Source organism: Paraciimarium castrense LEGE 11436 (assembly GCF_056633055.1).
Genome location: NZ_JBSJOW010000005.1, coordinates 205,513 through 231,029 on the forward strand (window position 1 = coordinate 205,513; position 25,517 = coordinate 231,029).

The 25,517-nt window shown below is 68.2% G+C and carries 28 protein-coding genes; 15 read left to right on the forward strand and 13 right to left on the reverse strand.

Annotated features, from left to right (window positions below; translation table 11 throughout):
- Positions 1-30: 30 nt before the first annotated feature.
- Complete coding sequence (locus tag ACWJIO_RS09550) at positions 31-633, reverse strand: methyltransferase family protein (RefSeq protein WP_480313095.1); 603 nt, start codon at positions 631-633, stop codon at positions 31-33.
- 137 nt (positions 634-770) lie between these two features.
- Here ACWJIO_RS09550 and ACWJIO_RS09555 point away from each other — a divergent pair, with 137 nt between their 5' ends.
- Positions 771-1,280: a DM13 domain-containing protein gene (locus ACWJIO_RS09555; protein ID WP_480313096.1), complete on the forward strand. Its 510-nt coding sequence runs from the start codon at positions 771-773 to the stop codon at positions 1,278-1,280.
- A gap of 17 nt (positions 1,281-1,297) precedes the next feature.
- Here ACWJIO_RS09555 and ACWJIO_RS09560 read toward each other — a convergent pair whose 3' ends face one another.
- A complete protein-coding gene (locus ACWJIO_RS09560) occupies positions 1,298-2,197 on the reverse strand; it encodes an ion channel (RefSeq protein WP_480313098.1) in 900 nt (299 codons plus the stop codon).
- A gap of 76 nt (positions 2,198-2,273) precedes the next feature.
- Here ACWJIO_RS09560 and ACWJIO_RS09565 point away from each other — a divergent pair, with 76 nt between their 5' ends.
- The gene (locus tag ACWJIO_RS09565; RefSeq protein WP_480313099.1) at positions 2,274-3,104 is read left to right on the forward strand and encodes a DUF3598 family protein; all 831 of its coding nucleotides are present in this window, start codon (positions 2,274-2,276) and stop codon (positions 3,102-3,104) included.
- 27 nt (positions 3,105-3,131) lie between these two features.
- Here the strand turns inward: ACWJIO_RS09565 and ACWJIO_RS09570 are convergent, their stop codons facing one another.
- Positions 3,132-3,461, reverse strand: coding sequence for a translation initiation factor (locus ACWJIO_RS09570; protein WP_480313101.1), 330 nt, complete (start codon positions 3,459-3,461; stop codon positions 3,132-3,134).
- Positions 3,462-3,590: 129 nt separating this feature from the next.
- On the opposite strand from ACWJIO_RS09570, the gene trpB reads away from it, so the two are divergent.
- Positions 3,591-4,844, forward strand: coding sequence for a tryptophan synthase subunit beta (gene trpB, locus ACWJIO_RS09575; RefSeq protein WP_480313102.1), 1,254 nt, complete (start codon positions 3,591-3,593; stop codon positions 4,842-4,844).
- 33 nt (positions 4,845-4,877) lie between these two features.
- On the opposite strand, the gene ACWJIO_RS09580 is transcribed toward trpB, so the two are convergent.
- From ACWJIO_RS09580 to ACWJIO_RS09590, 3 genes are all read right to left on the reverse strand, one after another.
- Positions 4,878-5,855 carry a proteasome-type protease gene (locus ACWJIO_RS09580; protein WP_480313103.1) on the reverse strand — a complete coding sequence of 326 codons (978 nt, stop codon included), beginning with the start codon at positions 5,853-5,855 and terminating at the stop codon, positions 4,878-4,880.
- Positions 5,856-6,017: 162 nt separating this feature from the next.
- The gene (locus ACWJIO_RS09585) at positions 6,018-7,106 is read right to left on the reverse strand and encodes an HrcA family transcriptional regulator (RefSeq protein ID WP_480313182.1); all 1,089 of its coding nucleotides are present in this window, start codon (positions 7,104-7,106) and stop codon (positions 6,018-6,020) included.
- Between the two features lie 11 nt (positions 7,107-7,117).
- Positions 7,118-7,462 (reverse strand): rhodanese-like domain-containing protein, encoded by a 345-nt coding sequence (locus ACWJIO_RS09590; protein WP_480313104.1) that lies wholly within the window; start codon positions 7,460-7,462, stop codon positions 7,118-7,120.
- On the opposite strand from ACWJIO_RS09590, the gene ACWJIO_RS09595 reads away from it, so the two are divergent.
- The 10 genes from ACWJIO_RS09595 (at position 7,443) to ACWJIO_RS09640 (ending at position 15,735) form a co-directional block, all read left to right on the forward strand.
- Entirely contained in the window at positions 7,443-9,260 is a 1,818-nt protein-coding gene (locus ACWJIO_RS09595) for a DUF3352 domain-containing protein (RefSeq protein ID WP_480313106.1), read from the forward strand. The genes ACWJIO_RS09590 and ACWJIO_RS09595 overlap by 20 nt on opposite strands.
- Complete coding sequence (gene sixA / locus ACWJIO_RS09600) at positions 9,253-9,774, forward strand: phosphohistidine phosphatase SixA (protein WP_480313107.1); 522 nt, start codon at positions 9,253-9,255, stop codon at positions 9,772-9,774. Before ACWJIO_RS09595 ends, sixA begins: the two co-directional genes overlap by 8 nt.
- 25 nt (positions 9,775-9,799) lie before the next feature.
- Positions 9,800-10,984, forward strand: a complete 1,185-nt coding sequence (locus tag ACWJIO_RS09605) for a citrate synthase (RefSeq protein WP_480313108.1) — start codon at positions 9,800-9,802, stop codon at positions 10,982-10,984.
- A 24-nt stretch (positions 10,985-11,008) separates the two neighbouring features.
- Positions 11,009-12,193, forward strand: coding sequence for an NADH-quinone oxidoreductase subunit NuoH (gene nuoH / locus ACWJIO_RS09610; RefSeq protein ID WP_480313109.1), 1,185 nt, complete (start codon positions 11,009-11,011; stop codon positions 12,191-12,193).
- Between the two features lie 79 nt (positions 12,194-12,272).
- Positions 12,273-12,902 carry an NAD(P)H-quinone oxidoreductase subunit I gene (gene ndhI / locus ACWJIO_RS09615; RefSeq protein ID WP_480313111.1) on the forward strand — a complete coding sequence of 210 codons (630 nt, stop codon included), beginning with the start codon at positions 12,273-12,275 and terminating at the stop codon, positions 12,900-12,902.
- The gene (locus ACWJIO_RS09620) at positions 12,902-13,504 is read left to right on the forward strand and encodes an NADH-quinone oxidoreductase subunit J (RefSeq protein WP_480313113.1); all 603 of its coding nucleotides are present in this window, start codon (positions 12,902-12,904) and stop codon (positions 13,502-13,504) included. The genes ndhI and ACWJIO_RS09620 overlap by 1 nt, the downstream gene beginning before the upstream one ends.
- A gap of 97 nt (positions 13,505-13,601) precedes the next feature.
- The gene (gene nuoK, locus ACWJIO_RS09625; RefSeq protein ID WP_480313115.1) at positions 13,602-13,931 is read left to right on the forward strand and encodes an NADH-quinone oxidoreductase subunit NuoK; all 330 of its coding nucleotides are present in this window, start codon (positions 13,602-13,604) and stop codon (positions 13,929-13,931) included.
- 16 nt (positions 13,932-13,947) lie between these two features.
- The gene (locus ACWJIO_RS09630) at positions 13,948-14,901 is read left to right on the forward strand and encodes an NAD(+) kinase (protein ID WP_480313116.1); all 954 of its coding nucleotides are present in this window, start codon (positions 13,948-13,950) and stop codon (positions 14,899-14,901) included.
- A gap of 8 nt (positions 14,902-14,909) precedes the next feature.
- Positions 14,910-15,545 carry a CYTH domain-containing protein gene (locus ACWJIO_RS09635; RefSeq protein WP_480313118.1) on the forward strand — a complete coding sequence of 212 codons (636 nt, stop codon included), beginning with the start codon at positions 14,910-14,912 and terminating at the stop codon, positions 15,543-15,545.
- 10 nt (positions 15,546-15,555) lie between these two features.
- Positions 15,556-15,735: a hypothetical protein gene (locus tag ACWJIO_RS09640; RefSeq protein WP_480313120.1), complete on the forward strand. Its 180-nt coding sequence runs from the start codon at positions 15,556-15,558 to the stop codon at positions 15,733-15,735.
- Positions 15,736-15,804: 69 nt separating this feature from the next.
- Here ACWJIO_RS09640 and pedR read toward each other — a convergent pair whose 3' ends face one another.
- Positions 15,805-16,086, reverse strand: a complete 282-nt coding sequence (pedR, locus tag ACWJIO_RS09645) for a photosynthetic electron transport-dependent transcriptional regulator PedR (RefSeq protein WP_480313121.1) — start codon at positions 16,084-16,086, stop codon at positions 15,805-15,807.
- Positions 16,087-16,164: 78 nt separating this feature from the next.
- Here pedR and ACWJIO_RS09650 point away from each other — a divergent pair, with 78 nt between their 5' ends.
- Positions 16,165-17,166 carry a methylenetetrahydrofolate reductase gene (locus ACWJIO_RS09650; protein WP_480313123.1) on the forward strand — a complete coding sequence of 334 codons (1,002 nt, stop codon included), beginning with the start codon at positions 16,165-16,167 and terminating at the stop codon, positions 17,164-17,166.
- On the opposite strand, the gene ACWJIO_RS09655 is transcribed toward ACWJIO_RS09650, so the two are convergent.
- The 6 genes from ACWJIO_RS09655 to ACWJIO_RS09680 form a co-directional block, all read right to left on the reverse strand.
- Positions 17,142-18,347 carry a sugar phosphate nucleotidyltransferase gene (locus ACWJIO_RS09655; RefSeq protein ID WP_480313124.1) on the reverse strand — a complete coding sequence of 402 codons (1,206 nt, stop codon included), beginning with the start codon at positions 18,345-18,347 and terminating at the stop codon, positions 17,142-17,144. The genes ACWJIO_RS09650 and ACWJIO_RS09655 overlap by 25 nt on opposite strands.
- A 45-nt stretch (positions 18,348-18,392) precedes the next feature.
- On the reverse strand, positions 18,393-19,298 hold the full coding sequence (locus ACWJIO_RS09660) for a segregation/condensation protein A (RefSeq protein WP_480313126.1): 906 nt from the start codon (positions 19,296-19,298) through the stop codon (positions 18,393-18,395).
- Positions 19,299-19,381: 83 nt separating this feature from the next.
- The gene (locus tag ACWJIO_RS09665; protein WP_480313128.1) at positions 19,382-19,792 is read right to left on the reverse strand and encodes a lipopolysaccharide assembly protein LapA domain-containing protein; all 411 of its coding nucleotides are present in this window, start codon (positions 19,790-19,792) and stop codon (positions 19,382-19,384) included.
- 74 nt (positions 19,793-19,866) lie between these two features.
- Complete coding sequence (locus ACWJIO_RS09670) at positions 19,867-21,459, reverse strand: NAD(P)H-quinone oxidoreductase subunit 4 (protein ID WP_480313129.1); 1,593 nt, start codon at positions 21,457-21,459, stop codon at positions 19,867-19,869.
- A 124-nt stretch (positions 21,460-21,583) separates the two neighbouring features.
- A complete protein-coding gene (locus ACWJIO_RS09675) occupies positions 21,584-23,593 on the reverse strand; it encodes an NAD(P)H-quinone oxidoreductase subunit 5 (protein ID WP_480313131.1) in 2,010 nt (669 codons plus the stop codon).
- 93 nt (positions 23,594-23,686) lie between these two features.
- Complete coding sequence (locus ACWJIO_RS09680; protein ID WP_480313184.1) at positions 23,687-24,391, reverse strand: NnrU family protein; 705 nt, start codon at positions 24,389-24,391, stop codon at positions 23,687-23,689.
- A 123-nt stretch (positions 24,392-24,514) separates the two neighbouring features.
- On the opposite strand from ACWJIO_RS09680, the gene ACWJIO_RS09685 reads away from it, so the two are divergent.
- Positions 24,515-25,504 (forward strand): LysR substrate-binding domain-containing protein, encoded by a 990-nt coding sequence (locus tag ACWJIO_RS09685; protein WP_480313133.1) that lies wholly within the window; start codon positions 24,515-24,517, stop codon positions 25,502-25,504.
- The last annotated feature ends 13 nt before the right edge of the window (positions 25,505-25,517 follow it).

Genomic DNA, 25,517 nt, shown 5'->3' on the forward strand with positions numbered 1-25,517 from the left:
AACCGCGGTGGCCTGGCCCCTGCCTGCCGGTCAGGCGCGCAGCATCGGCAGAACCGAGGAGCGCATCACCTCCACCAGTTCCCAGAGCACAAAGGCCCACACAAACCACATGGCATCGCCGATGCCGCGCAGCACCTTGGTGGTATCCACCTCAATGGTCCTGGGGGAGTGATAGAGCTTGAAGCTGGGAATCCAGCGGGGCACCTGATTCAGGTAGGCGCTGTAGTTCTTGCCGAACGCCGAGAGCAGAAAACGCTCTTCACTGCGGATCACGAAGTGGTAGTAGGCGATGAAGCCAAGCCCCAGCACAGCCGCCAACAGAGGGTTTTCCACGGCCAGTCCGAAGCCCACGGCCCCCAGCAGGCTGAACACGTAGAGCGGGTTGCGGACGACGGAGTAGGGACCTTCCCGCACCACCTGTTCATTCTTGCGGCCGGCCACGAACAGCAGACACCAGAGCCTGCCGAAGGCGGCCGTGGCCAACAGAATCAAGCCCACCGCCTCCCCCAGTTCCAGCGCCCAGCCGGGCAGCAGCGGCGGGGGGGCCGCCACCAGCAGATACAGCACCACCAGGGCAGCCACCACCCTGCTCCAGACCATGCGATGGACGGTGGAAAAGGCCTGGTTCGCCATCAGCAGCTCGGAGCGACAAAGCTACAGACCGTAAGTCTGGATCCAAAGGCCCGCCGCGAATCCGGGCCGCCCGTAGGCGTGGACCATCCAGTCGTGGGGCTGGGCGGTAGTTGTTCTGACTGTCTGCCGATCTCCTTGTGTCTCTCTCCCCACGCCCTGCCCTGCTGCTCAGCCTCGCCCTGGCGCTCGGGGGGGCGGGCTGCGCCACTGCTTCCCAGAAGGAGGCCGCCGCTCCAGTGGCGGCCACTCCCGAGGCCGCCTTTGTGGCGGCCATGCCCGGCAAGCCCGCCAAGCCGCTCCACAGCGGATCGTTCCTCGAGGCTGAAAAACCGGTGGAGGGCGGTTTCAGCATCCGCCGGGAGGGCCAGCGCACCCTGCTGATGCTCAGCGAGGACTTCAGCACCAGCCGCACGGCGCCCGATCTCAAGGTGACCTTCGGCCGGGCCGCCAACCCGCTCTCGAACAGCAGGCCTCCGGCCTACCCGCTCGAGGAGGGCACCTACACCGTGATCGCGCCCCTGCGGGCCGTCTCCGGAGCCCAGACCTATGAACTCCCGGCCGACTTCGATCTGGCGGATTATGGCTCCCTGATCATCTGGTGCCAGCAGTTCAACGCCACCATGGCCTGGTCCCCCCTGAATCCGTAGAGGGCTGCCCGCGGGCCTCAGGCCGTTCCCAGCGGGCAGGGGCGGGTGCGATCAAAGGCCGACCAATCGATGTGGTGCAGGTCGCCCCCGTCCTCCACCTGCTCCACCTCCACCATGTCGATGAAGCAGAGGCCCAGCCCGATCCGGCTCATGGGCCAGCTGTAGCGGCTGTGAATCGACCGTTCGATCGTCTCGTCGACGCCGCTGAAGGCCACCACCAGCTCGGCGCGCCGACGGGCCAGCTCCGCCGGCGTGAGTCCGTGCAGCGGGCTGGTGGCATCGATGCGGTGCTGGGCCGTCCACACCAGCAGGAAGGAGACGCCCTGGTCGCGCTCCAGCGGCAACGGCAGCAGCCGCCGCATCCGGTGACCTTCCTGGCTGATCTCATCCACCGAGAGGAAGGCCCGCACCCGCGCCTCGAGGATGTTGTTGCCGCGCTCGTTGGCCAGGCGGAAGCTGAGGGTGGGAAGGCCGTTGTAGCGGTGCACCACGGCCAGCTTCGAAAAGCGGATGCGGGCGGTGCTGCGGGAGAAGCGGGCAAACACCAGGCCGGTGCTGAGCGCAATGAACAGCACGCCGCTGAACGATTCCGCCACCACCAGCAGGTTCACGTAGAGGCTCAGCGGATGGAGGGCGCCATAGCCGATCGAGCCCAGGGTCTGCACACTGAAGAAGAAGGCCTCAGCAAAGCTGGCGCGGCCTGCGGCCGTCCCGGCCAGGCCAGCCGGGTCGGCGAGGTAGAGGCTGGCGAACAGCAGGTTGATCGCCAGGTACACCAGGGCCAGCAGGCCCAGAAACAGGGGCCAGGAGAGCGAGAGCGCCAGCAGATAGGGCTCCCGCCAGTGGCGCCACCAGCGCTGGCTCTCCTGGGCTGTGAGCAGGCCGTGCTTCCGCCGCAGGTGCTGGACCCTGGCCATCGGTGGCGCCGCCCTGGGACTTGGAATCGACCACATCGTTAGCATCCCCCCCTTTGAGCCGCCAGTGGCCGCAGCCATGGGCACCCAGTGGCAGAACTTTCTCCAGAACCTTGGCGAGTGGCACGGTAGCTTCGCCGACCTCGACGCCCACGGGGCGTTGCTGCACTCCACAGCCTCGATCCTGAGCCTCGAGAGCCATGAAGGGGGTGCCTGCGTGCAGTTCCGCCTGCGCCGCTTCGCAGGCGGCGACACCAGCGGGCCTCCCAGCTCCGACCACCAGCAGGAGTACCGCTCCCTGGGCAAGCAGGTGACCTTCTTCGACAACGGCAGCTTTTCCAAGGGATCGCTGCAGATCGCCCCGTCGACCCGCTCCGGCGCCGAGTTCGGCTTCGTGGGCCCGGATCGCCGCTGGCGGCTGGTGCAGCTGCACGGTGAGTCGGGGGTCTTCGAGTCGCTGGTGCTGATCCGCGAGACCCGGGCCGGCAGCAACGCCGGCGAGCTCCCTCCGCTCAGCCCGGAGCATCTGATCGGCACCTGGCAGGGCCAGGCCGCCACGGTGGAGGCCGACTGGCCGGTGCCCAGCACGGTGCCCTGCACCACCCGCATCGAACACCTGCCGGGCGATGGCCTCCGCATCAGCACCGATCTCGGCGGCGAGCTGGTCAGTCTGGAAGGCACCGTGCAGGGCAGCGCGGTGGCGATTGAGGCGCCGGCGCCGCAGCGCCTCCATCTCCTGCCCGATGGCGGCTTCAGCCGGGTGCCGCTGCAGGTGAGCCATCGCCAGTCCTTCGAGGTCGAGGCCGGCTGGCTCTCCTCTCCCACGCAGCGTCAGCGCCTGATCCGCCGCTACGACGCCCGCGGGGCCTGGCTGTCCTCCACCCACCTGGTCGAAACCAAGCTGGCCTAGCGCCGCCGCCCCCCGGAGCTCCCGGAGCTAGCCCCCAGCCTGCTTGGGCCGGTAGCCGGCCGCTGCCAGGGCCGCGAGGGCCGTGGCCACCTGGTCGCCCTGCAGTTCGATCACGCCGGCTTTGGCGCTGCCGCCCGTGCCCGCGGCGGCCTTGAGCTGCTTCAGCAGGGCCTTGAGTTCGGCCTCCGGTGCCTCCAGCCCGCTGATGGCGGTCACCAGCTTGCCGCCCTTGCCGGCCTTGGTGCGCTGCACCCGCACCCGCTGCTGGGCCCTGGGGGTGGGGGCCGCGGTCGGGCGCTCCAGGCTGGCCGGCCGCTCGAGGCTCTCGAACTCCTGCCAGCTGCCCTTGCTGCCCATCGCCTCCTCCCGCTGAATCCCTTCAGTCCGGCACTGCAGCCGGTGGCCCCCATCCTCCCGCAGCCTGGGCTGGTTCGGGCTGCCTTCCTGCCTACGCTGAGCTCATTGATCCGTTCCGGTGGCCCCAGCGTGACCAGCACCGTCCCCCCAGCCCCGGCGCCCTCCCTGGTGCCCGCCGTGCGCCCCGACCCGGCGGGCCGCTTCGGCCGCTTCGGCGGCCAGTACGTGCCGGAAACCCTGATGCCGGCCCTGGCGGAGCTGGAGGCCGCCGCCGCCGAGGCCTGGGCCGATCCCGCCTTCACCGGCCGTCTCAATCACCTGCTGCGCACCTACGTGGGCCGGCCGACCCCGCTGTATGAGGCCGAGCGGCTCACGGCCCATTACGCCCGCCCCGAGGGCGGTCCCCGCCTGTGGCTGAAGCGCGAGGACCTCAACCACACCGGCGCCCACAAGATCAACAACGCCCTCGGCCAGGCCCTGCTGGCCCTGCGCATGGGCAAGCAGCGGGTGATCGCCGAGACCGGCGCCGGTCAGCACGGCGTGGCCACCGCCACCGTGTGCGCCCGCTTCGGCCTCGAGTGCGTCGTGTACATGGGCGCCGAGGACATGCGCCGCCAGGCCCTCAACGTGTTCCGCATGCGCCTGCTGGGCGCCACGGTGCAGCCGGTCACCGCCGGCAGCGCCACCCTCAAGGACGCCACCAGCGAGGCCATCCGCGACTGGGTGACCAACGTGGAGAGCACCCACTACATCCTCGGCTCGGTGGCGGGCCCCCATCCCTATCCGATGCTGGTGCGCGACTTCCACGCCTGCATCGGCAAGGAGGCCAAGGCCCAGTGCCAGGAGGCCTTCGGGCGGTTGCCGGATGTGCTGGTGGCCTGTGTGGGCGGCGGCTCCAACGCCATGGGCCTGTTCCATCCCTTCGTGCAGGACACCGCCGTGCGCCTGATCGGTGTGGAGGCGGCCGGCGAGGGCGTGGCCAGCGGCCGCCACGCCGCCACCATCACCGAGGGCCGCATCGGCGTGCTGCACGGCGCCATGAGCCTGCTGCTCCAGGACGCCGAGGGCCAGGTGCAGGAGGCCCATTCGATCAGTGCCGGCCTCGACTACCCCGGCGTCGGCCCCGAGCACAGCTACCTGCGCGAGATCGGCCGGGCCGACTACCTCGCCGTCACCGACGACGACGCGCTCACGGCCCTGCGGCTGGTGAGCGAGCTGGAGGGGATCATCCCGGCCCTGGAAACCGCCCACGCCTTCGCGGCCCTCGACGCCCTCTGCCCCACCCTGGCGCCCGGCACCGAGGTGGTGCTCAACCTCTCCGGCCGCGGCGACAAGGATGTGAACACCGTGGCCGACCGGCTGGGCGATCAGCTGCGGGGCTGAGACCGCTGGCCGGCTGCCGGACCTGGCGGCTGGCTACAGCGGATGTTCTTCCCAGGCGAAGCGCGGCAGCCGCTGCAGGCCCTCCTGCATGCAGCCGGCCCACACCTCCATGGAGCGGCTGATCTCGGGGGCTCCCTTCTTGAGCTTGATGCGCCGCGAGATGCGCAGCTCATTGGCGGGCATCAGCGCCAGCTCGAAGGGCGGCCCCACCGAGAGGTTCGAGCGGCGCGTGATCACCTGGGAGATCAGGCAGAGCCGGGCGGCGTCCTCGAGCGAAAGGCCGCAGTGGCCGACGAAGTCGAGGGGCGGCTTGCCGTATTTGCTCTCGCCGATCTGCAGGAACGGCGTTTCGCGCGTGGCCATCACCGCATTGCCCTGGGGGTAGATCAGATAGAGGCCATGGCGGTCCCCCTCGATCTGGCCGCCCAGGATGAAGGTGGCCTCGGCGCTGGCGCCTGACTGGTGCAGCGACGCCTTGTGGCGGTCCTGCACCGCCACGCTGGTACGCCCCACGTAGTCGGCCACCTCAAAGAGGTAGCGGGCCGTGAGCAGATTCGGGCCAGGAGCGCTGGGCTCGGGCGGGCTGTCCTGAGCCTCCTGGCTGGGGGCCTCGCAGCGCTGCACCGCGGCGTCAGGGGGCTGGCCGGCCTCCTGCACCTTCGCTGTGGGCAGCCCCTGGCTGGCGGCCTCCAGCCCGGCGAACACCCTGGTCTGCGGGGGCGGATCGCCCGCCTCGCCGCTGAGCCCCAGTCCGCTGCCCACAGGCATCCCCGGCTGGGTGGCACCGATCGGTCCTACCCCCTGGTCCCTCAGTTCCCGCTGAATCTGGTTCAGCACGGCCTGGGTGGTGGCCAGGTTGCCAGCGGCCAGCAGCACGAACAGCCGGTCCGGTGCCGGTTGGAACACGTGCATCTTGCTGTAGGTCGAGATGTAATCGACCCCGGCATTGGTGCGGCAGTCCGAGGCGAACACCAGCCCGGAATCCAGCAGAAAGGCCACGCAATAGGTCATGCCTGCACCCCGAACGGGCGGGCGGAAGCCTCAACGCTCTGCCGGTGTGGGGTCTGCCGGTGTGCGTTGTGGCCAGCGGCAGGGGCGGGGTCCATGGAATCGGGCGCTGGGGGTGAGGGGCTCAGCTGCTGCTCTTCTTCAGCTTGGCAGCCCGCAAGCCGATCAGCTCAGCAGCCGCGTCAGCGTGGCGGCCACGGACTGCACGGCGGCCCGGGCCGTGGCGTAGGCCATGCGCATCGGCCCCACCAGGGCCACATGGCCGCGGGCCCCGTCCAGGCTGCTGTAGCCGGCCTGCACCACGGCGCAGGCCTTCAGGGCGCCATGGGGATGCTCCTGGCCGATCCAGATGGCGTCGGCCGGGGGACCCAGCAGCTCGTGGGGGGTGGCCTCCACCAGCTGCAGCAGGGGCCGCAGGGAGGCGGTCTGGCTGAACTCGGGCTGGGCCAGCAGCCCCCCCATGCCGCTGGCCACGGCACTGGCGCCCGGCGCTGCCAGGGGCTGCTGCTGGTCGAGCGCCTGGCGCAGCAGGTGGCCGCTGCTGCGCAGCTCCTGCGGCAACTGTTGCCACGGAATCGGCTGCTCGGGGTGGGCCCGCAACTGCCGGTTGGTCCAGTCCTCCAGCCGCGCCAGCTCGGCAGTGGCCTTAGGAGGCAGGCGCAGGTTGAGGCTGCCGCCGGCCACCGAGCCGCTCACCAGAAACACGATCAGCCGGTCGCCGCTGGCCACCAGCCTCAGTTCCTGAAGCCGCTGCTGCGTCTTGATCGGGCGGGTGATCAGGCTCAGCAGGCCGGTGAGGTCCGCCAGGCGCCGCCCGAGGTGCACGAGCAGATCGTCGAGGGCCGTCCAGTGCAGGCTGAGGCCGGCGAGCTCCCGGTCCAGCTGCTGGGCCGCGGCCCCCGGCGCCGGCAGCAGCCGGTCCACATACTCTCTGTAGCCCAGCTGGCTGGGGATGCGGCCGGCCGAGGTGTGGGGCTGGGTCAGCAGACCCCGCTGCTCCAGCACGCCCATGGCCGAGCGCACCGTGGCGGAGCTGGCCGGCAGGGCGAAGCGCCGCACCAGGGTCTGGCTGCCCACCGGTTCCACGGTGTCCACGTAGTGGCGCACGGCCAGGCGCAGCACCTCCTGCTGACGGGGAGAGAGGTTCTGCGCCAAGACGAGCCCCCGATCCGGAGTGGCTGGATGGTAGGGAGAGCCGGCTGGATTGCGCCGTCGCCGTGGGCTCTCGGTAACGCAGGCCTGGGTAGAGCTCAGTGGCGCGGTGTTCAGTAGCGCGGTATGGAGGGATCCACCTGGGTGCTCCAGGCATCGATGCCGCCCACCAGATTCCACACGACGTCGTAACCGTGTTCCTGCATCAGCCAGCAGCCGAACTGCCAGCTGCGCACCCCCGCGTGGCAGAGCACCGCCACCGGGGCGTCGCGCTGCAGCCGGGTGGGCAGCTCGCCCAGCCACTCCTGGGAGCGGCTGAGGGGCAGATGGATCACTGGCAGGGGCAGTCGGGCCAGCTCCAGCTCCTCGCTCTCGCGCACATCGACCAGCTGGATGGCCTCTCCGGCGGCCAGGCGCTGCTGCAGGTCGCGGGCCTTGATGCTGATCGGCGTGTCCACGGGCTGGTGTTCGGTGCAGGATGGGCGCATCCTGCTGCGTCTGCATGACGGCCTGCCTGGACGCATGAAAGCCCGTCCCTTCCTGGCGGTGGTGCTGGCGGTTGCCCTGCTGTTGCTGGGCTCGGCGGCTGGCGCGGGCTGGCTGCTCTGGCAGCTCTCGCCCCTGCAGCTCCAGGTGCGCACTCTGGTGGTGCCCGGCTCAGCCCGCTTCGTGCCGCGCACAGCCGCCCTGGGGCTGTTCCTGCTGAGCGATCCCCAGCAGCCCGTCGACTACGCCCGCGCCCAGGCGCCGATCCGCCAGCGCCGCCAGGCCGCCGAGGCCGTGGCTCGCCTGCGCGATGGGGCCTTCGCGGCCGCCGGCCTCGACTACCAGGGCGAACTGGCCGGCTGGCTCGGCGCCGAAACCGGACTGGCCCTGGTGGCGAGCCAACCCGGTCAGCCCCCCGACGGCTGGCTGCTGGCTCTGCACAGCCGCGATGGTGACGGTGCCCGCCGTTTCCTGCAGCGCTTCTGGCAGACCCGCAGTCTGGCTGGCACGGATCTGCAGGTGTCGAGTTACCGCGGCATGGGGATGATCAGTGGCCGGGGCGCTCTGCTGGGCAGCCAGCCCGTGCCGATCGCCACGGCGCTGATCGACGACGACCTCGTGCTGCTGGCCTCCGGGCGGGGCGTGCTGGAGCAGGCCCTCGACGTGTCCCAGATCGACGAACTCAACCTGGCCGCCGATCCCTCCTTCCGCCAGGCCGTGCAGCGCCTGGGGCAGGGGACCCTGCTCCTGCAGCTCCGGCCGGCGGGCCTGGAAGCGTGGCTGGGTCTGCCGGCCGCCGGGGGCGCAGCCAGGTCCGCCGCCCTGCCGCTGCAATCGGGGACGCTGGCCCTGCGCCCCAGCGGTCGGCGGCTGGAGCTGGAGGCCCTGCTGGCGCTGACCCCCGAACCATCGCCCCAGCGCGATCTGCAGGTCTCTCCCCAGGTTGACCAGGCAGAACCCATAGAACTTGCATTCCGTACAGATCCCCCACCACCTGCCGATCCCGCGAAGCCGGTTCCCGCCCAAGCCCCAGCCCAGACCGCCTGGACCTCCCGCCTCGATCCGGCCCGAGCCGCTGCACTGATGGCAGGGCTGCGGGGCGACCCCGACAGTTTGGCCCTGCTCCAGGATCCGGCCCATTGGCCCGAAACCTGGAACCAGCTGTTGCAACAACTGCTGCAGCAGCCTGACGGGGGACCCCTGCCGGGTGCGGTGCTGGCGGCCGATGCGGGCCCGCTGCTCTGGAGCCAGGGACCCGAGGGCTGGATGCTGGCCACCCCGGCCGATCAGCCTGAACCGGCAGCGCTGCAGCCTGCCCTGGATCAGCTGGGGTTGATCACCGCCACGCTGCAGCGCCCGGATGGGGGCAGCCAGCAGGTGTGGACCAGGCTCGACGCTCAGGAGGGGGCTGGGCGCCAGCGCCGCAACGGCCCCCAGCTCAGCGTCAGCCTGGCGGGAGCGCGGGAGGTGGAGGCGGGCCAGGCGTGGTGGGGGCAGACCCTGGCCGTGCTGGAGCAGCGGCGCCAGGCAGGGCCCGTTCCCCGGGATCGCTTGCGGGCGTTGGACGCCCTGGACCTGCCCGAAGCGCCCCTGCAGTGGGCCAGCGGCCCAGAAACCGCCAGGGCCCGGTTGCGCCGCTGGCCGACCTGGCGGCTGCTCACCAGCCTCGCCGGCCAACCCCTCGATGCTGCCGTGGAAGGCTTGGCCTTGGGGCTGGAGCCGGAACCCGGCGATGGCCTGCATCTCAGGCTGGATCTTGATTTTGGCTGAGCTGCTGCTGCTCCGCCACGGCATCGCCGAGGAGCGCTGCCCCGGCCGGGACGATGCGCTGCGCCAGCTCACCCCCGAGGGGCGGCGCCGCACCCGGGAGGTGGTGGAGCGGCTCAGCCGCCTCGGCCTGGGGGCAGACCGGCTCATCACCAGCCCCTTGGCCCGGGCCCGCCAGACTGCCGAGATCGCCCTCGCCGCTGGTCTGGCACCCGGCCTGGAGGAAAGCGAGGCGCTGGCTCCGGGCGGAAGGACGCTGGCGTTGCTGCTGGCCCGGCTGCAGACTGCGGCAGTGGCCCAGCGGTGGATGCTGGTGGGCCACGAGCCCGATCTCGGCGGCCTGGCCGCCCACCTGATCGGAGCGGCCAGTGGCAGCATTGCCCTCAAGAAGGCCGGCTTGGCGCTGTTGTGCAGCTCCGAGGCCCTGGCGCCGGGCTGCTGGCAACTGCGGCTGCTGATTGCCCCGCGCCAGCTGCTGTGCGAGCGGGCACCGCGCGGGGCCAGCCCCCAGCCGTAGGTTCTGGCCCATTGGACCTCGAGGCATGGCAGAGCGCGTCACCACCCACCCACCCGCCGGCGTCACCGACCAGCCGGGCCCACCGCCGTTTCGCCCTGGTCTTGAGGGGGTGCCCGCCACCCAGTCGGCCATCTGCGACATCGACGGCCAGCGCGGGCTGCTCACCTACCGGGGCTTCAACGCCGGGACCCTGGTGGCCAACAGCTCCTTTCTGGAAACCACCTACCTGCTGATCTGGGGGGAGTTGCCCACCGCCGAAGGCCTGCGCCAGTTCGAGCAGGAGGTGCAGATGCACCGCCGGGTGAGCTTCCGCATCCGCGACATGATGAAGTGCTTCCCGGCCACCGGCCACCCGATGGATGCGTTGCAGAGCAGCGCGGCCTCCCTGGGCCTCTTCTATTCGCGGCGCGCCCTCGACAACCCCGAGTACATCGCCGAGGCGGTGGTGCGGCTGATCGCCAAGATCCCCACGATGGTGGCGGCGTTCCAGCTGATCCGCAAAGGCCAGGACCCGATCCAGCCCCGCGACGACCTCGCCTTTGCCTCCAACATCCTCTACATGCTCATGGAGCGGGAGCCTGACCCCCTGGCGGCCCGCATCTTCGATGCCTGCCTGATCCTGCACGCCGAGCACAGCCTCAACGCCAGCACCTTCAGCGCCCGGGTGACGGCCAGCACCCTCACCGATCCCTATGCCGTGGTGGCCTCGGCGGTGGGCACCCTGGCCGGCCCCCTGCACGGCGGCGCCAACGAGGACGTGCTGGCCATGCTGGAAGCGATCGGCAGCGAGGAACAGGTTGGTCCCTGGCTCGACCGGGCCATTGCCGAGAAGCAGAAGATCATGGGCTTCGGTCACCGCGAATACAAGGTCAAGGATCCCCGCGCCGTGATCCTGCAGGGGCTGGCCGAACAGCTGTTCGACCGCTTCGGCCACGATCCCCTCTACGACCTGGCCCGCAAGGTGGAGGAGGAGGCCAGCTCCCGGCTCGGCCCCAAGGGCATCTACCCCAATGTGGACTTCTATTCCGGCCTCGTCTACCGCAAGCTCGGCATCCCCCGCGATCTGTTCACCCCCGTGTTCGCCATTGCCCGCACGGCTGGATGGCTGGCCCACTGGAAGGAGCAGCTTGGTGCAAACCGCATCTTCCGACCGTCGCAGATTTACACCGGGGCTGCACCACGTGAGTGGATCCCCCTGGAAGCCCGCTAAGTTGCTGCGATCTGAGACGCCGTCATGCTGAGCCCCTCAGGTTCAGGTCTGGCAGCGGTGCTGGGGCTCGTCCCGGCCGCCGCCCTCCCACCTGACCCAGGCCTCGACCTCGAAGCCAGTTTTGTTGCTCTGCTCCAGGGCCTCGGACTCAGTCCAGGCGCGGCCCGTCTGCTCTGGCTGCCCCTACCCATGCTGCTGGTGCTGGTCGCCGCAGTGGTTGGGGTGCTGGTGAACGTGTGGCTGGAGCGCAAGATCTCCGCCGCTGTGCAGCAGCGGATCGGTCCCGAATACGCAGGCGCCCTGGGGGTGCTGCAGCCCATGGCTGATGGCCTCAAGCTGCTGTTCAAGGAGGACATCATTCCCGCCCGGGCCGACGGCCTGCTGTTCACCCTCGGCCCGGTGCTGGTGCTGATCCCGGTGATCCTCAGCTGGCTGGTGGTGCCCTTCGGGGAGCATCTGGTGATCAGCAATGTGGGTATCGGCATCTTCCTCTGGATTGCCCTGAGCTCGATCCAGCCCATCGGCCTGCTGATGAGTGGCTACGCCTCCAACAACAAGTACTCGCTGCTGGGTGGTCTGCGGGCGGCCGCCCAGTCGATCAGCTACGAGATTCCGCTGGCTCTGGCCGTGCTGGCCGTGGTGATGATGAGCAACTCGCTCAGCACCGTGGACATCGTGGCTCAGCAGAACGGGGCCGGCATCCTCAGCTGGAACATCTGGCGCCAGCCCGTGGGCTTTGTGATCTTCTGGATCTGCGTGCTGGCCGAATGCGAGCGCCTTCCCTTCGATCTCCCCGAGGCCGAGGAGGAACTGGTGGCCGGCTACCAGACCGAGTACGCCGGTATGAAGTTTGCCCTTTTCTATCTGGGCAGCTACATCAATCTGGTGCTCTCTGCCCTGCTGGTCTCGGTGCTGTATCTGGGGGGCTGGGGCTTCCCGCTGCCGGTGGAATGGCTGGCGGGCTGGCTGGGTCAGCCCATTGATGCTCCGCTGGTGCAGGTGATCACGGGGTCCGTGGGCATCGTGATGACCGTATTGAAGGCCTACCTGCTGGTGTTCCTGGCGATCCTTCTGCGCTGGACCACACCTCGGGTGCGAATCGACCAACTCCTTGATCTGGGCTGGAAGTTCCTGCTGCCGATCGCCCTGGTCAATCTGCTGGTCACCGCTGGCCTCAAGCTTGCTTTCCCGGCCGTCTTCGGCGGCTGAACCTTCAGCTTCGGCTCTCCTGAGTCATCATGGTCTGGCTTCGCTCAGACCAGCACCGTCTTCCCATCCCCTTCACATCATGTTCGGGTTTCTCAAAAAAGTCGGCGATTACAGCCGCGACGCGGTGGGTGCCGCCCAATACATGACTCAGGGGCTGGCGGTCACCTTTGACCACCTGCGCAGGCGGCCCGTCACGGTTCAGTATCCCTACGAAAAGCTGATTCCTTCGGAGCGCTATCGCGGCCGTATCCATTTCGAGTTTGATAAGTGTATCGCCTGCGAAGTGTGCGTGCGGGTATGTCCGATCAATCTGCCTGTAGTGGATTGGACGATGAACAAAGCCACCAAGAAAAAAGAGCTCAGTAACTACTCAATTGATTTCGGAGTTTGCATCTTCTGTGGCAACTGTGTGGAGTACTGCCCTACCAACTGCCTCTCGATGACAGAGGAATACGAGCTCTCCGCCTTCGATCGCCACAGCCTCAACTACGACAACGTGGCGCTTGGACGCCTGCCCACCAGCGTGACCAGTGATCCCGCTGTCGTGGCCCTGCGGGAACTCGCCTACCTGCCCAAGGGGGTGATGGACCCCCATGGAGTTCCCGACACCACGCCTCGAGTGGGGCAGCTGCCTGAGCAGGTGCTCGCCTCGATGCCGGCCTCAGCCCAGACCTCCAAGGACCAGTCCGCTTCCAAGGGTGACAGCTGATGACCATTGCCTCCACCACCCAGTTCATCTGCTTTGCCATCCTCTCCACCACGCTGGTGGCTGGAACCCTGGGCGTTGTGCTGCTGCCCAACATCGTCTATTCCGCCTTCCTGCTGGCCGGGGTTTTTCTCTCGGTTGCCGGCCTCTACCTCATGCTCAACGCCAGCTTCGTGGCTGCGGCCCAGGTGCTGGTGTACGTGGGGGCCGTGAACGTGTTGATCCTGTTCGCGATCATGCTGGTCAACAAGCGGGAGGACCTCTCCGTGATCAAGGGTCTGGCCCTGCGCCGGGGTCTGTCTGGTCTGGTCTGCGGCGGGTTGTTTGCCCTCCTCTTCCGCGTGGCCGTCACCACCCCCTGGAACCTGCCTGGCCCGATGCCGATCGGGGAGGAGGCCACCATTCGCATCGGTGAACATCTTTTCTCCGACTATTTGCTGCCCTTCGAGCTCGCCTCCGTGCTGCTGCTGATGGCCATGATCGGTGCCATTGTTCTGGCCCGGCGCGATGTCTTCAGTTCGGACATCGGCACGGGCGAGGCCGCCGATCAGGAGCTGATCGAGCAGTCCCGTTATCCCCTGCTGCTCGACAAGCCGTCTTCCTGACCTGGATTGGTGGACCCTCTGATGCCGCCCTTAAGGCTGCCTTGATTCACCCTCCGTTCCGCCTTACCTCCGCACCCTCCGTCACCACCAGCCCACCATGGAGTCCAGTCTTTCCGCCACCATTCCTCTCCAGGCCTACCTGGTGCTGGCGGCTCTGCTGTTCTGCGCCGGCGTCTGGGGGCTCATCAACAGCCGCAATGCGGTGCGGGTGCTGATGAGTATTGAGCTGATGCTCAATGCCGTGAACATCAACCTGATGGCCTTCTCCAGCTATCTCGATGGTCAGCTGATCCGCGGCCAGGTGTTTGCGATCTTCGTGATCACCGTGGCCGCTGCAGAGGCAGCGGTGGGTCTGGCGATCCTGCTCTCTCTGTATCGCAACCGCGAAACCGTGGACATGGAGCGGTTCAATCTGCTGCGCTGGTGATCCCTGAGCTCTCCCCATGCGGCTCGATCGCATCTGGCTGATCGCCAGGGCCGGCAGCCAGGCCGCCCAGCGCCAGGCCCAGCGCTGTGCCCTTGACCTGCGCAGCCAGGGAGCCACTGTGACCATGGCCACCAGTGGCCCTGTCAACAACCCCTTCCCGGGACTGCTGGCCACGCAGCCTGAGCTGCCGGATCTGGCCATCGTGCTGGGGGGTGATGGCACGGTGCTGGGAGCCGCTCGCCACCTGGCTCCGCTGTCCATCCCGATCCTCTGCTTCAACGTGGGCGGCCACCTGGGCTTTCTCACCCACAACCGCAACCTGCTGCGGCTCGATGGCGAGGCCCCCCGCCGCGGCACTCCCTCCGACGACCCCCGCAGCCTCTGGGGCATCCTGCGCGAAGACGCCTTCGCAGTGGAGCAGCGCATGATGCTGGAGGCCCACATCGATCGCGGCGATGGGGTGGAGGCCGCTGCGGAGCTGACCCACCTCGCCCTCAATGATGTCTATTTCCGACCGGGCCTCGATGAACGCTCGCCCACCTGCGTGCTGGAGCTGGAGATCGATGGCGAGGTGGTGGATCAGTTCCGTGGCGATGGGCTGATCATCGCCACCCCCACCGGATCCACCGGCTACGCCATGGCGGCCGGTGGGCCGATCCTGCACCCAGGCATCGAGGCGATCGTGGTCACGCCGATCTGCCCGATCAGTCTCTCCAGCCGCGCCCTCGTGGTGCCCCCCCGGGCCCAGCTCTCGGTGTGGCCCCTGGGAGAGTCCAACCGCCGGGTCAACCTCTGGCAGGACGGAGCCCAGGCCACCACCCTCGAGCCGGGGGACCGGGCCCTGGTGCAGCGCTCGGGCCATCCGGCGCTGCTGCTGGTGCTCGAGCGCAGCCCGTCCTATTACCGCACCCTCACCCACAAGCTGCACTGGGCCGGCAGCCTGATTGCCGGCGAACCCTCCCACAACTGACCCGAGCCATGGCCCTGGAGATTGAGCGTCGGTTCCTGGTGCACGGTGACCAGTGGCGTCAGCACATCGCCGGGCGGGCCCATCTGTTGCAGGGCTACCTGGTAAGCGGCACCGGTGGGCTCACCTTGCGGGTGCGCTCCAGCAGGGCGGAGGCTCCGGCGGGGGCGGAGGCTGCCGCAGAGCCGGGGGCTGACGAGGCCTGGCTGACCCTCAAGGCTCCTGTGATGGCCGGCGAGGCTTCAGTTGCGCCTGGGCAGCCCCCGGCGCCGCCAGATGGGCTGGTGCGGCAGGAGTTCGAATACGCCATCCCTCTCGCCGATGCCCAGGCCCTGCTGGCCCTGGCTCCCTTCCAGATCAGCAAGTGGCGCTACAGCCTCACCCTGCCTGGTGGCGACTGGGTGGTGGATGTGTTTGAAGGGGCCAATGCTCCCCTGGTGCTGGCGGAGGTGGAGCTGGCGTCGGCGGAACAGTCGCCGCCCCTGCCGCCCTGGTGCGGCCGGGAGGTGACCGGGCGCCACGAGCTCAGCAATGCCGCCCTGGCCCGCGAGCCGCTGCAGGGCTGGAGCCCTGAACGGCGCCGCATCCTGCCGGACTGGCTGCAGTGGGGGGCGGTGGCATCGGATACAATCAACAGACTTTCTTAAGGAGCTGGGCGTGCTCGGTCTCTACGACAGCCAGGGTGTGCTGCGCTTTGCTGGCCGGGATCGCGACGACTGTCTCGCCTACGCCGAGCTCTTCGCGCTGCCTGAGGACAGCTACAGCCTTGAGAGCGTGGCGGTGCTGGTGGGCGGCAGCCATTCCGGCCATCAGCAAGCCGCCTTGGCTCGGGTCTGACGCCGGGGTTCGTCGGGCCCCAGCAAAGGAGCGCACGGCAGGGTGGCCTGAACCTGAACTGAGGCCTGCTTAACTGCCTTCTTCAGGTTGCTGCTCGAGCGAGCAGCAGTTGAAGCCATCACGGCAGATCTTGCCCCGGTCCATGGCCCAGTTCAGCAGGCCCACGCGGTTCTTGGCGCCGGTCTTGGTGAAGATGTTGCTCACGTGGTTGTCCACGGTGCGCTTGCTGATCGTGAGCAGGCCCGCGATCTCCTGATTGGTGAGTCCTTCAGCCACCAGGGCGATGATTTCCAGTTCCCGCTCGGAAAGGTCACGCTCCTGGGGCTGATGCTGCTGGAGCTCTCTGCCCATCTCCGCCAGGCCCATAGGCACTTCTTCACTCTAGGCAGGCCCCTGCCGCATGATGGGGCCTGCGATGGGAAGCTTGGCTTGCTGCTCCAACAGGCCCTGGCCAGTGGGCAACCGGCGATCACGGCCGAGGTGACTCCGCCGCGGGGAGGAGACCCCAGCCGCACCCTGGCCGCTGCCGCAGCCCTGCGCCACTGGGTGCATGCCATCAACGTCACCGATGGCAGCAGGGCGGTGATGCGCATGAGCAGCCTGGCCCTGTGCCGTCTGCTGCTGGACATCGGCCTGGAGCCGGTGCTGCAGATGGCCTGTCGCGACCGCAACCGCATAGCCCTGCAGGCCGATCTGCTCGGAGCCCATGCCCTCGGCCTGCGCAACCTCCTCTGCCTCACGGGCGACCCGGTGGGGGCTGGTGACCAGCCCGGGGCCAGGCCCGTGAATGAGCTCGAATCGGTGCGTTTGCTGCAGCTGGTGGCACAGCTCAACGGCGGCCAGGACCCCGTGAGTGGCCTGCTGCCGGATGGCGGCACCGCCTTTTTCGCCGGAGCTGCCGCTGACCCCCAGAGCCCCAGCTGGAGCGGCCTTCAGAGCCGTGTGCGCCGCAAACAGCGCGCCGGAGCGCGCTTCGTGCAGACCCAGATGGTCACTGACGCTGCCGCCCTGCGCCGTTTCGTCGACGAGATCGCCGCCCCGCTGGGGCTGCCGGTGCTGGCCGGTGTGTTTCTGCTCAAATCGGCGAAGAATGCCCTGTTCATCAACCGGGTGGTGCCCGGAGCCAACATCCCCCAAAGCCTGATCGATCGGCTTGCCGCAGCGCGTGATCCCGCGGCGGAGGGAGTGGCCATCGCCGCTGAACAGGTGGCGCACTACCTGGAGATCGCCCAGGGAGTTCACGTGATGGCGATCAAGGCGGAAGCGCTCATCCCCCGAATTCTCGCCCAGGCCGGGTTGGCTCCGCTGCTGCCGGCAGGCGGGCTGGAGCTTGGCGGCCCTGGCGCCTCGCCGCTCCCGACGGCCCCAGCGGCCGCGGCGGCGCTGGGGCCGTCGGGAGCCCAGCCCTACCCGGGGCCCCGTTGCGGCTGAACCAGGTCCTGGTTGAGGGTGAGATCGTTGCCCAGCAGTTCCGCCAGTGCCTTCTGCTGCGGACTGGGTGACACCACGTCCTGACGGCGGGCGTCTGTGATCAGCCAGTCGAGCGCGGCCTCTTGGAGATCAAAGTGATCGCCGTTGCGGTCCACGCAGTAACGACCAAACACCAGCTTCTCCACCAGCCGCACTCCGGGCCCGATGCGGGAGTAGTCGAAGATGATCGAGTTGTCGATCACCGCGCCCTCACAGATTTGGCAGCTGGGGCCGATCATGGCCGGCCCGATGATCGTGGCGCCGTCTTCGATGCGGGTCATGCCGCCCACGTAGATCGGCCCTTCCACCCGGATGCGATCCCAGTTGGCGGCCACATTGAGCCCGGTGTACACCCCAGGCCGCACTTCTTTGCCGGGGATCTGCACCTGCCGCACGTGGCCCTGGAGCACGCTGCGGATGGCCTGCCAGTAGTCGGGCACTTTGCCGATGTCCACCCACTCGAACTCCATCGGCAGGGCGAAGAATGGGGCTCCAGCGGCCACCAGCTTCGGGAACAGATCGGAGCCGATGTCGAAGGGCTGGTTGCTGGGCACGAAATCCAGCACCTCCGGCTCGAAGATGTAGATGCCGGTGTTGATCATGTTGCTGGCGGCCTCCGCCTGTGGCGGCTTCTCCTGGAAGGAGAGCACCCGGCCGTCGTCATCGGTCACCACCACCCCATAGCTGCTCACCTGATCATTCGGCACCCGCTTGGTCACCAGGCTCGCCATCGCTCCCTTCTCGCGATGCAGGCGCACGGCCTCGGTGAGGTCGAGGTCGATCAGGGCGTCGCCGCAGAGCACCACAAAGGTGTCGTCGAAGAATTTCTGAAAATTCTGGATTTTCTTGAGGCCTCCGGCAGAGCCCAGGGCATCGCCGATCAGCTCGCCGTCTTCGATGCGGCCTTCAAAGCTGTAGGCAATCTCCACGCCGAAGCGCTGGCCGTCACGGAAGTAATTCTCGATCTCTTCGGCCAGGTGTGACACATTCACCATCACTTCGGTGAAGCCGTGCTGCCGCAGCAGCTCGAGCAGAAACTCCATCACTGGCTTCTGCAGGATGGGGATCATCGGCTTGGGGATGGTGTGCGTGATCGGCCGCACCCTTGTTCCTTTGCCAGCCGCCAGGATCATCGCCTTCATCTGGGCGTACTCACTTAGGTCGGGGGCCCCACCTTACGCGCAGGATCAGGCCACCAGCTGCTCTGCAGTCGGCGGGGAAGGCGGCCCTGCTGTCGAGAGCTGGGCCACGCTGCCGCCATGGGCCCCTTCCACGCAGCGTCGCAGGCTCAGGCAGGCATCGAGGCCGCCGGGCTGCTCCAGGTCCACCTTGCCCTGGTGGCAGAGGAAGAGCAGGGCCCAGAACACCCCCACCCGGTCCCGGTCCAGGTCGTCGTCCATCCCGACCGGTTGGGGTGCTTCGGCCCAGGCGCCCACGAGTTCCTCGAAGTCGACCCAGGTGTTGGCGGGGCCCCAGCTCAGCATGAACTGGCTGAGGGCGGCGGTGGTCTCCGGCAGCTTCTCCCGGTGGGCCAGGTTCGTGACCTGGGCGATCGCCGCCCGATCGCTGTAGCGATGGGGGCGGTGACGCTGGCGGCCGGGGCCAGCAGGCTCCCGTTCCAGCCGCTCTGCAATTTCTTCAAGCTGGCGGATCAACTCGCCCAGGGTCACTGGGCGCTGCAGGGGCGGCGGCGCCACCGGGCGGCGCCAGAGGTGACGCTCCGGCCGTCGCGGCAGTTGCAGGCCAGGATCGACAGCCCAGTCGGCCCCCTCGGCGTCGAAGGCCGCGTCGAAACCGTCGTCGGCGGGCTCCTCCAGGGGCAGGGTGCTGGCTTCGAGCACCTCGGCCTTGAGGCTGACCAGCACCGAGGCGGCCAGGAAGGCTTCGCTGGCCTCTGCCAGGTCGTGCTCATAGCTGCCTCCACGGCCGGCTCCAGTCGCTGAAACCAGCCGGGGCACGGCGATCCTCTGGCGCAGCTGGTCCAGAAAGCCGTCGATCACGGCAATCACATCAACATCCCAGGGGTCGAGATCCCCCCGCACGGCCGCATCCTGCAAGAGCCGGATGGCCAGTCTGGCGCCGCCGTCTGCCAATCCCGTCCCGGTGGTGCAAAGGTCTGTGGTTGCACGCTACCGGCGTTGGCCATGCTCAACCACCCCGTTGGCAGCGCTCCTGATCAGGAGGCCAGGCTCGAGTCTTCGGCGCCCATGGCCTCAGGGGCCTCAGTGGCGTGGGAGGGCCCAGGGGCGGAACTCTCGCCGGCTGCGGGCAGCAGGGCCAACTGGGCATCCACGGTGGCGCGGTAGCGCTGCAGGTCGTTCTCCAACTCCTGGATGCGCACCTGCTGGGCCTCGTAGTCGCTCTGGCTCTGCAGGGCCTCCACTTTGCGCACCACCCCGGTCCACACGGCAAACACCCAGGCGGCTGTCGCCCCGATGCCTCCCACCACCAGCAGCAAGGCGGCCAGGGGCAGGGTGGCGTTGAGTCCCGGCAGGAAGTGCACGGTGGTGGCGGCCGTGTTCTCCAGGGTGAACATCACCATGGCCAGACCGAAGCTGAAGATCAGCAGGAAGTTCAGCTGTTTCATGTCGATCCACCCCAGGGCGTGGGCGGCAGCTTAAGCACAATTCGGATGGCCGTCACGGCCGGCAGCCTGGCTGCTCAGGCGGGGGCCGTTGGCAGAGGCAGGACAGGGGCCTGCAGCAGCTGCTGACGGATCAGGCGGCTGGCGGGAGGGGCGATCACCCTGGCCATGGCGTCGTTTTCCCGCAGCACCAGGGCCTCGATCGAGGCGCGGTAGCTGTCCGTCATGATGCGCGGATAGAGACCGATGCCGATGATGGGCACCAGCAGGCAGCTGATCACATAGATCTCGCGGGGCTCGGCATCCACCAGGTTGGTGTGGGAGGCCAGTTCGGCGTTCTCCTTGCCGAAGAAGATCTCGCGCAGCATCGACAGCAGGTAGATCGGGGTGAGAATCACGCCCACGGCAGCCAGGGCGGCGATCACCACCCGGAAGCTGAGGGTGTAGGCCTCGCTGGTGACGAAGCCCACGAACACCATCAGCTCGGACACGAAACCACTCATGCCCGGCAGGGCCAGGGAGGCAAGGCTGCACACCGTCCAGAGGGCGAACATCTTGCGCATCTTCTGGCCCACGCCGCCCATCTCATCGAGCTGCAGGGTGTGGGTGCGGTCGTAGGTGGCACCCACCAGAAAGAAGAGACTGGCGCCGATCAGGCCATGGCTGATCATCTGCAGCATGGCGCCGCTGGTGCCCAGGTCGCTGAAGCTGCCGATGCCGATCAGCACGAAGCCCATGTGGCTGATGGAGCTGTAGGCGATCTTGCGCTTGAGGTTCCTCTGGGCGAAGGAGGTGAGGGCGGCGTAGATGATGTTCACCACCCCCAGCACCACCAGCAGCGGCGCGAACTGGGCATGGCCCTCCGGCAGCAGCTGCACGTTGAAGCGCAGCAGCGCATAGCCGCCCATCTTCAGCAGGATGCCGGCCAGCAGCATGTGCACCGGCGCCGTGGCCTCGCCGTGGGCATCCGGCAGCCAGGTGTGCAGGGGCACGATCGGCAGCTTCACGCCGAAGGCGATCAGCAGGCCCGCGTAGCAGAGCACCTGGAATTTGGTGCCGAACTCCTTGGCCATCAGGGCCGTGTACTCGAAGCTCACGTCACCGCCGTAGAAGGCCATCGCCAGGCCCACGATCAGGATGAACAGGGAGCTGCCGGCGGTGTAGAGGATGAACTTGGTGGCGGCGTACTGGCGCTTCTTGCCGCCCCAGATGGCCAGCAGCAGGTACACCGGCAGCAGCTCCAGCTCCCAGGCCAGGAAGAACAGCAGCATGTCCTGCACGGCAAACACCGCGATCTGGCCGCCGTCCATGGCCAGCAGCAGGAAGTAGAAGAGCTTCGGCTTGAACGTCACCGGCCAGGCGGCCAGGGCGGCCAGGGCGGTGATGAAGCTGGTGAGCAGGATCAGCGGCATCGAGAGGCCGTCGGCTCCCACCGACCAGGCCAGCCCCAGATCCGGCAGCCACTCCACCCGCTGCACCAGCTGCAGACCCTCCACGGAGGGGTCGTAGCCGTTGAGGTAGCCGGCCACCGTGATCAGGAAGGTGGTGAGGGCGATGCCGAGGGCGTACCAGCGCACCTGCTTGCCATCGCCCTTGTCGGGCACGAAGGGAATCAGCAGGGCCGCACCGATCGGGAACAGGATCGCGGCGCTGAGCCAGGGGAAAGGCACTGAAGGCAAGGGTTCCGTTGGGCGGAGTGTAGAAATGCCCGCTAGGTGAACACTCCTACGGTGGGGGGAGGCACACAGTCCGTAGGGCTGACGGGATCAGACGCAAGGCCGGCAGGCCATCGGCTCAGCCGAGCGAGCCGAACAGCACCACCAGGCCCACCACGCCCCCGAACACGATCAGGGCATAGAACTGGGCCCGGCCGGTCTCGAAGTACTTCAGCCCCTCGCCGCTGCCCAGGGTGACCAGGCCGGTGAGGTTCACCACCCCGTCCACCACCTTCGAGTCCACCTCCAGCACCGAGCGGGCCAGCTTGCGGCTGCCCTTCACGAACAGCTTCTCGTTGATGGCATCGAGATACCACTTGTTGACCAGGAAGGCGTTCACGGCCGGGAAGCGGCCGGCCACGGCCTGGCCCAGGTCGATCTTGTGCAGGGCATAGGCGAGCACCGCCAGGCCGATGCCGGCGCTGGAGATCGCCACCGACGCTCCCGCCAGGGGCAGAAACTCGCCCCAGCTGAACTGCGCCGCCATCTCGGCGGCCTCCTCCGGCTCCAGCAGGGCCGCAAAGCGGCTGTTCCAGGGGGTGCCCAGCAGGCCGATCAGCACTGAAGGCACCGCCAGCACGGCCAGGGGCAGGGCCATCTGCCAACCGGATTCGTGCGGATGTTCGGCGTGGGCGTGGCCGTGCTCGTCGCCTTCGCTGGAGCCCCCACCGGCGGCGCTCAGCAGCTGGGTCTGCAGAGCGGCGTCGTTGCCGCGGAAGCTGCCCTCGAAGGTGAGGAAGTAGAGCCGGAACATGTAGAAGGCGGTCATCCCGGCGGTGATGAAGCCCATGGCCCAGAGCAGCGGGAAGCTGTTGAAGGCCTGGCCCAGGATCTCGTCCTTGCTCCAGAAGCCGGCCAGGGGAGGAATGCCGCTGATGGCCACGCAGCCGATCAGAAAGGTGGTGCTGGTCACGGGCATGAACCTGCGCAGGCCGCCCATCAGGCGCATGTCCTGGGCGAGCACGGGCTCATGGCCCACCACCTCCTCCATGGCATGGATCACCGAGCCGGAACCCAGGAACAGCATCGCCTTGAAGAAGGCGTGGGTGACCAGGTGGAACATGCCGGCCACGGGGGCGCCGCAGCCCATCGCCAGCATCATGTAGCCGAGCTGGCTCACGGTGCTGTAGGCCAGCCCCTTCTTGAGATCCATCTGGGTGAGGGCGATGGAGGCCCCGAGAAACAGGGTGATGGTGCCCACCACGGCGATCACCAGGTTCACCAGCGGGAAGGCGTCGTAGAGCGGCTGGAGCCTGGCCACCAGGAACACCCCGGCCGCCACCATGGTGGCGGCATGGATCAGGGCCGAGATCGGCGTGGGGCCCTCCATCGCATCGGGGAGCCACACGTGCAGGGGGAACTGGGCCGACTTGGCCATCGGCCCCATGAACACCAGCAGGCACAGGATCACCGCCACGCCGGCGCTGATGGTGCCCGCGCCCACGGCCTCGCTGAGGCGGGTGCCGATCTCCTCGAAGCCGAAGCTGCCCGTGGCCCAGAACAGCCCCAGGATCCCCAGCAGCAGGCCGAAGTCGCCCACCCGGTTCACCACGAAGGCCTTCTGGGCGGCGTTGGCGGCACCGTCGCGGTCGTACCAGAAGCCCACCAGCAGGTAGGAGCACATGCCCACCAGCTCCCAGAACACGTAGATCTCGAGCAGGTTGGGGCTGATCACCAGCCCCAGCATCGAGCTGCTGAACAGGGCCAGGTAGGTGAAGAAGCGCACATAGCCCTTGTCGTGGGCCATGTAGCCATCGGAATACACCATCACCAATAGGGCGATGGTGGTGACCAGGGCCAGCATCACGGCGCCGAGGGGATCGACACGGAAGCCCATCTGCAGGTTGAAGCTGCCGGCGCTGGCCCAGTTGAACAGGATCTCCGTGGGGCCCGCCCCTGAGAGCTGCTCCGCCAGCACGGCGAAGCTGAGCACGGCGGCGGCTCCAACGCAGCTGATCAGCAGCAGGGCGGCGGGTTTGCGCAGCCGGTTCACGGTGCGGTTGAAACTGATCAGACCCAGGCCCACCAGGCAGGCTCCTGCCAGGGGCAACACCGGGATCAACCAGGCGAGTTCAGCGGTTGAAGGCATCCGGCGGGCACGGGCTGGGCCGAGTGTAGGCAGTGCTCCAGGCGGCGCCGGCTGCCGATGGGGGATTGCCAGCACGGGCCGGTCGTTTGGTCCTCAGGCCAGCCAGTGCCCCAGGCCAGTGCGGGAAAAGGCCGTGGCCCCCAAACCGATGAAGCGGTGAGCCCACCAGAAGAGGCCCACCGCGATCACGATGCCCAGCTGGGCCGGGCGCAGAAACTCTGCTGCCACCAGGCGCTGGCGGCCGTCGAGCACGGCGCGGAAGGGCAGGACCGAGGTGCTGGCGCGCAGCTCCTCAAAGGCCGGGCCGAAGCGGTTGAGCAGGCGGCGGTCGCCGTTCCACACCGCGAACAGGTGGTGGGCGATCAGGCCGGCGCAGGTCACCAGGGTGAAGCTGGTGCCGATCCAGAGCAGGTGGGTGGCGCACCAGAGCACCTGGCCCACGGCCTGGGGATGGCGGCTGACGCGGATGATCCCGGTGGCGTATAGCCGCACCTGAGGCTTCAGCAGCGCCGGGATCTCCAGCAGGTTGTAGGTGGCGGGATAGAGAAACAGGAAGCTGATCGCCGTTCCCACCCACACCACCGGCACGATCCAGGGCTGGGCCTGCAGGTCCCAGAGCCGCACGCCGTCGTAGCGGTGGGCCAGGAAGTAGCCCACCACCACCACCGCGGCGGGGATGCTGAGGGAGGCGAAGATCAGGCGCCAGGCCCGCTCGCCGATGCGGGCCACGCCCCACTGGCGCAGGGAGGCGCCGCCGCTGTGCAGCACGGCGAAGGCCAGCAGCAGGGCCAGCATCATCCAGGTCGTGTGGTGGAGAGAGCTGGAGGGCAAGGGCCGGGGAAGTTGTGAAGCTGGTGATTCTGGCGTCCGGCAGGCCCCCTAGAGTCTCGGCTTGCACCCTGGTGCTGGCCGGCGGGCCCTATGGCTGATCTGCCTTTCACCCTTGACCAGCTCCGGATCCTGCGGGCGATCGCCAGTGAGGGCAGCTTCAAGAAGGCTGCGGACAGCCTCTATGTGACCCAGCCTGCCGTGAGCCTTCAGATCCAGAACCTGGAGAAGCAGCTCAGTGTGTCCCTGTTCGACCGCGGCGGCCGCAAGGCCCAGCTCACCGAGGCGGGGCACCTGCTGCTCAGTTACTGCGATCGAATCCTCAGCCAGTGCCAGGAGGCCTGCCGCGCCCTTGAGGATCTCCACAACCTCAAGGGGGGCTCCCTGCTGGTGGGTGCCAGCCAGACCACCGGCACCTATCTGATGCCGCGCATGATCGGCCTGTTCCGGCTCAAATACCCCGATGTGGCCGTGCAGCTGCAGGTGCACAGCACCCGGCGCACCGGCTGGAGCGTGGCCAACGGCCAGCTGGATCTCGCCATCATCGGCGGCGAACTGCCGCCTGAGCTCAACGAGCTGCTGCAGGTGGTGCCCTACGCGAGTGACGAACTGGCCCTGGTGCTCCCCACCAAGCATCCGCTTGCCCGCCTTCAGGAACTCACCAAGGAAGACCTCTACCGGCTGGGCTTTGTCTGCCTCGACGCCCAGTCCACCACCCGCAAGATGGTGGACCAGCTGCTGGCCCGCTCCGGCCTCGATCTGAGCCGCCTCAAGATCGAGATGGAACTGAACTCCTTCGAGGCGATCAAGAACGCCGTGCAGTCGGGCCTGGGGGCGGCTTTTCTGCCGGTGGTGTCGATCGAGAGGGAGCTCTCAGCCTCCACCCTGCATCGGGTCCAGGTGGCCGACCTGTCGGTGCGTCGCCAGCTCAAACTGATCAGCCACCCTGCCCGCTACTGCTCGAGGGCCTCGGAGGCCTTCAGGCGGGAAGTGCTGCCCGCCTTCGCCAGCCCCGACAGCCCCCTGAGACGCCCGCTGCAGCAGGCCGCCCCTGAGGCCAGCCCCACGGCGGCGGCCACCTAGCGGCGCTTCAGGC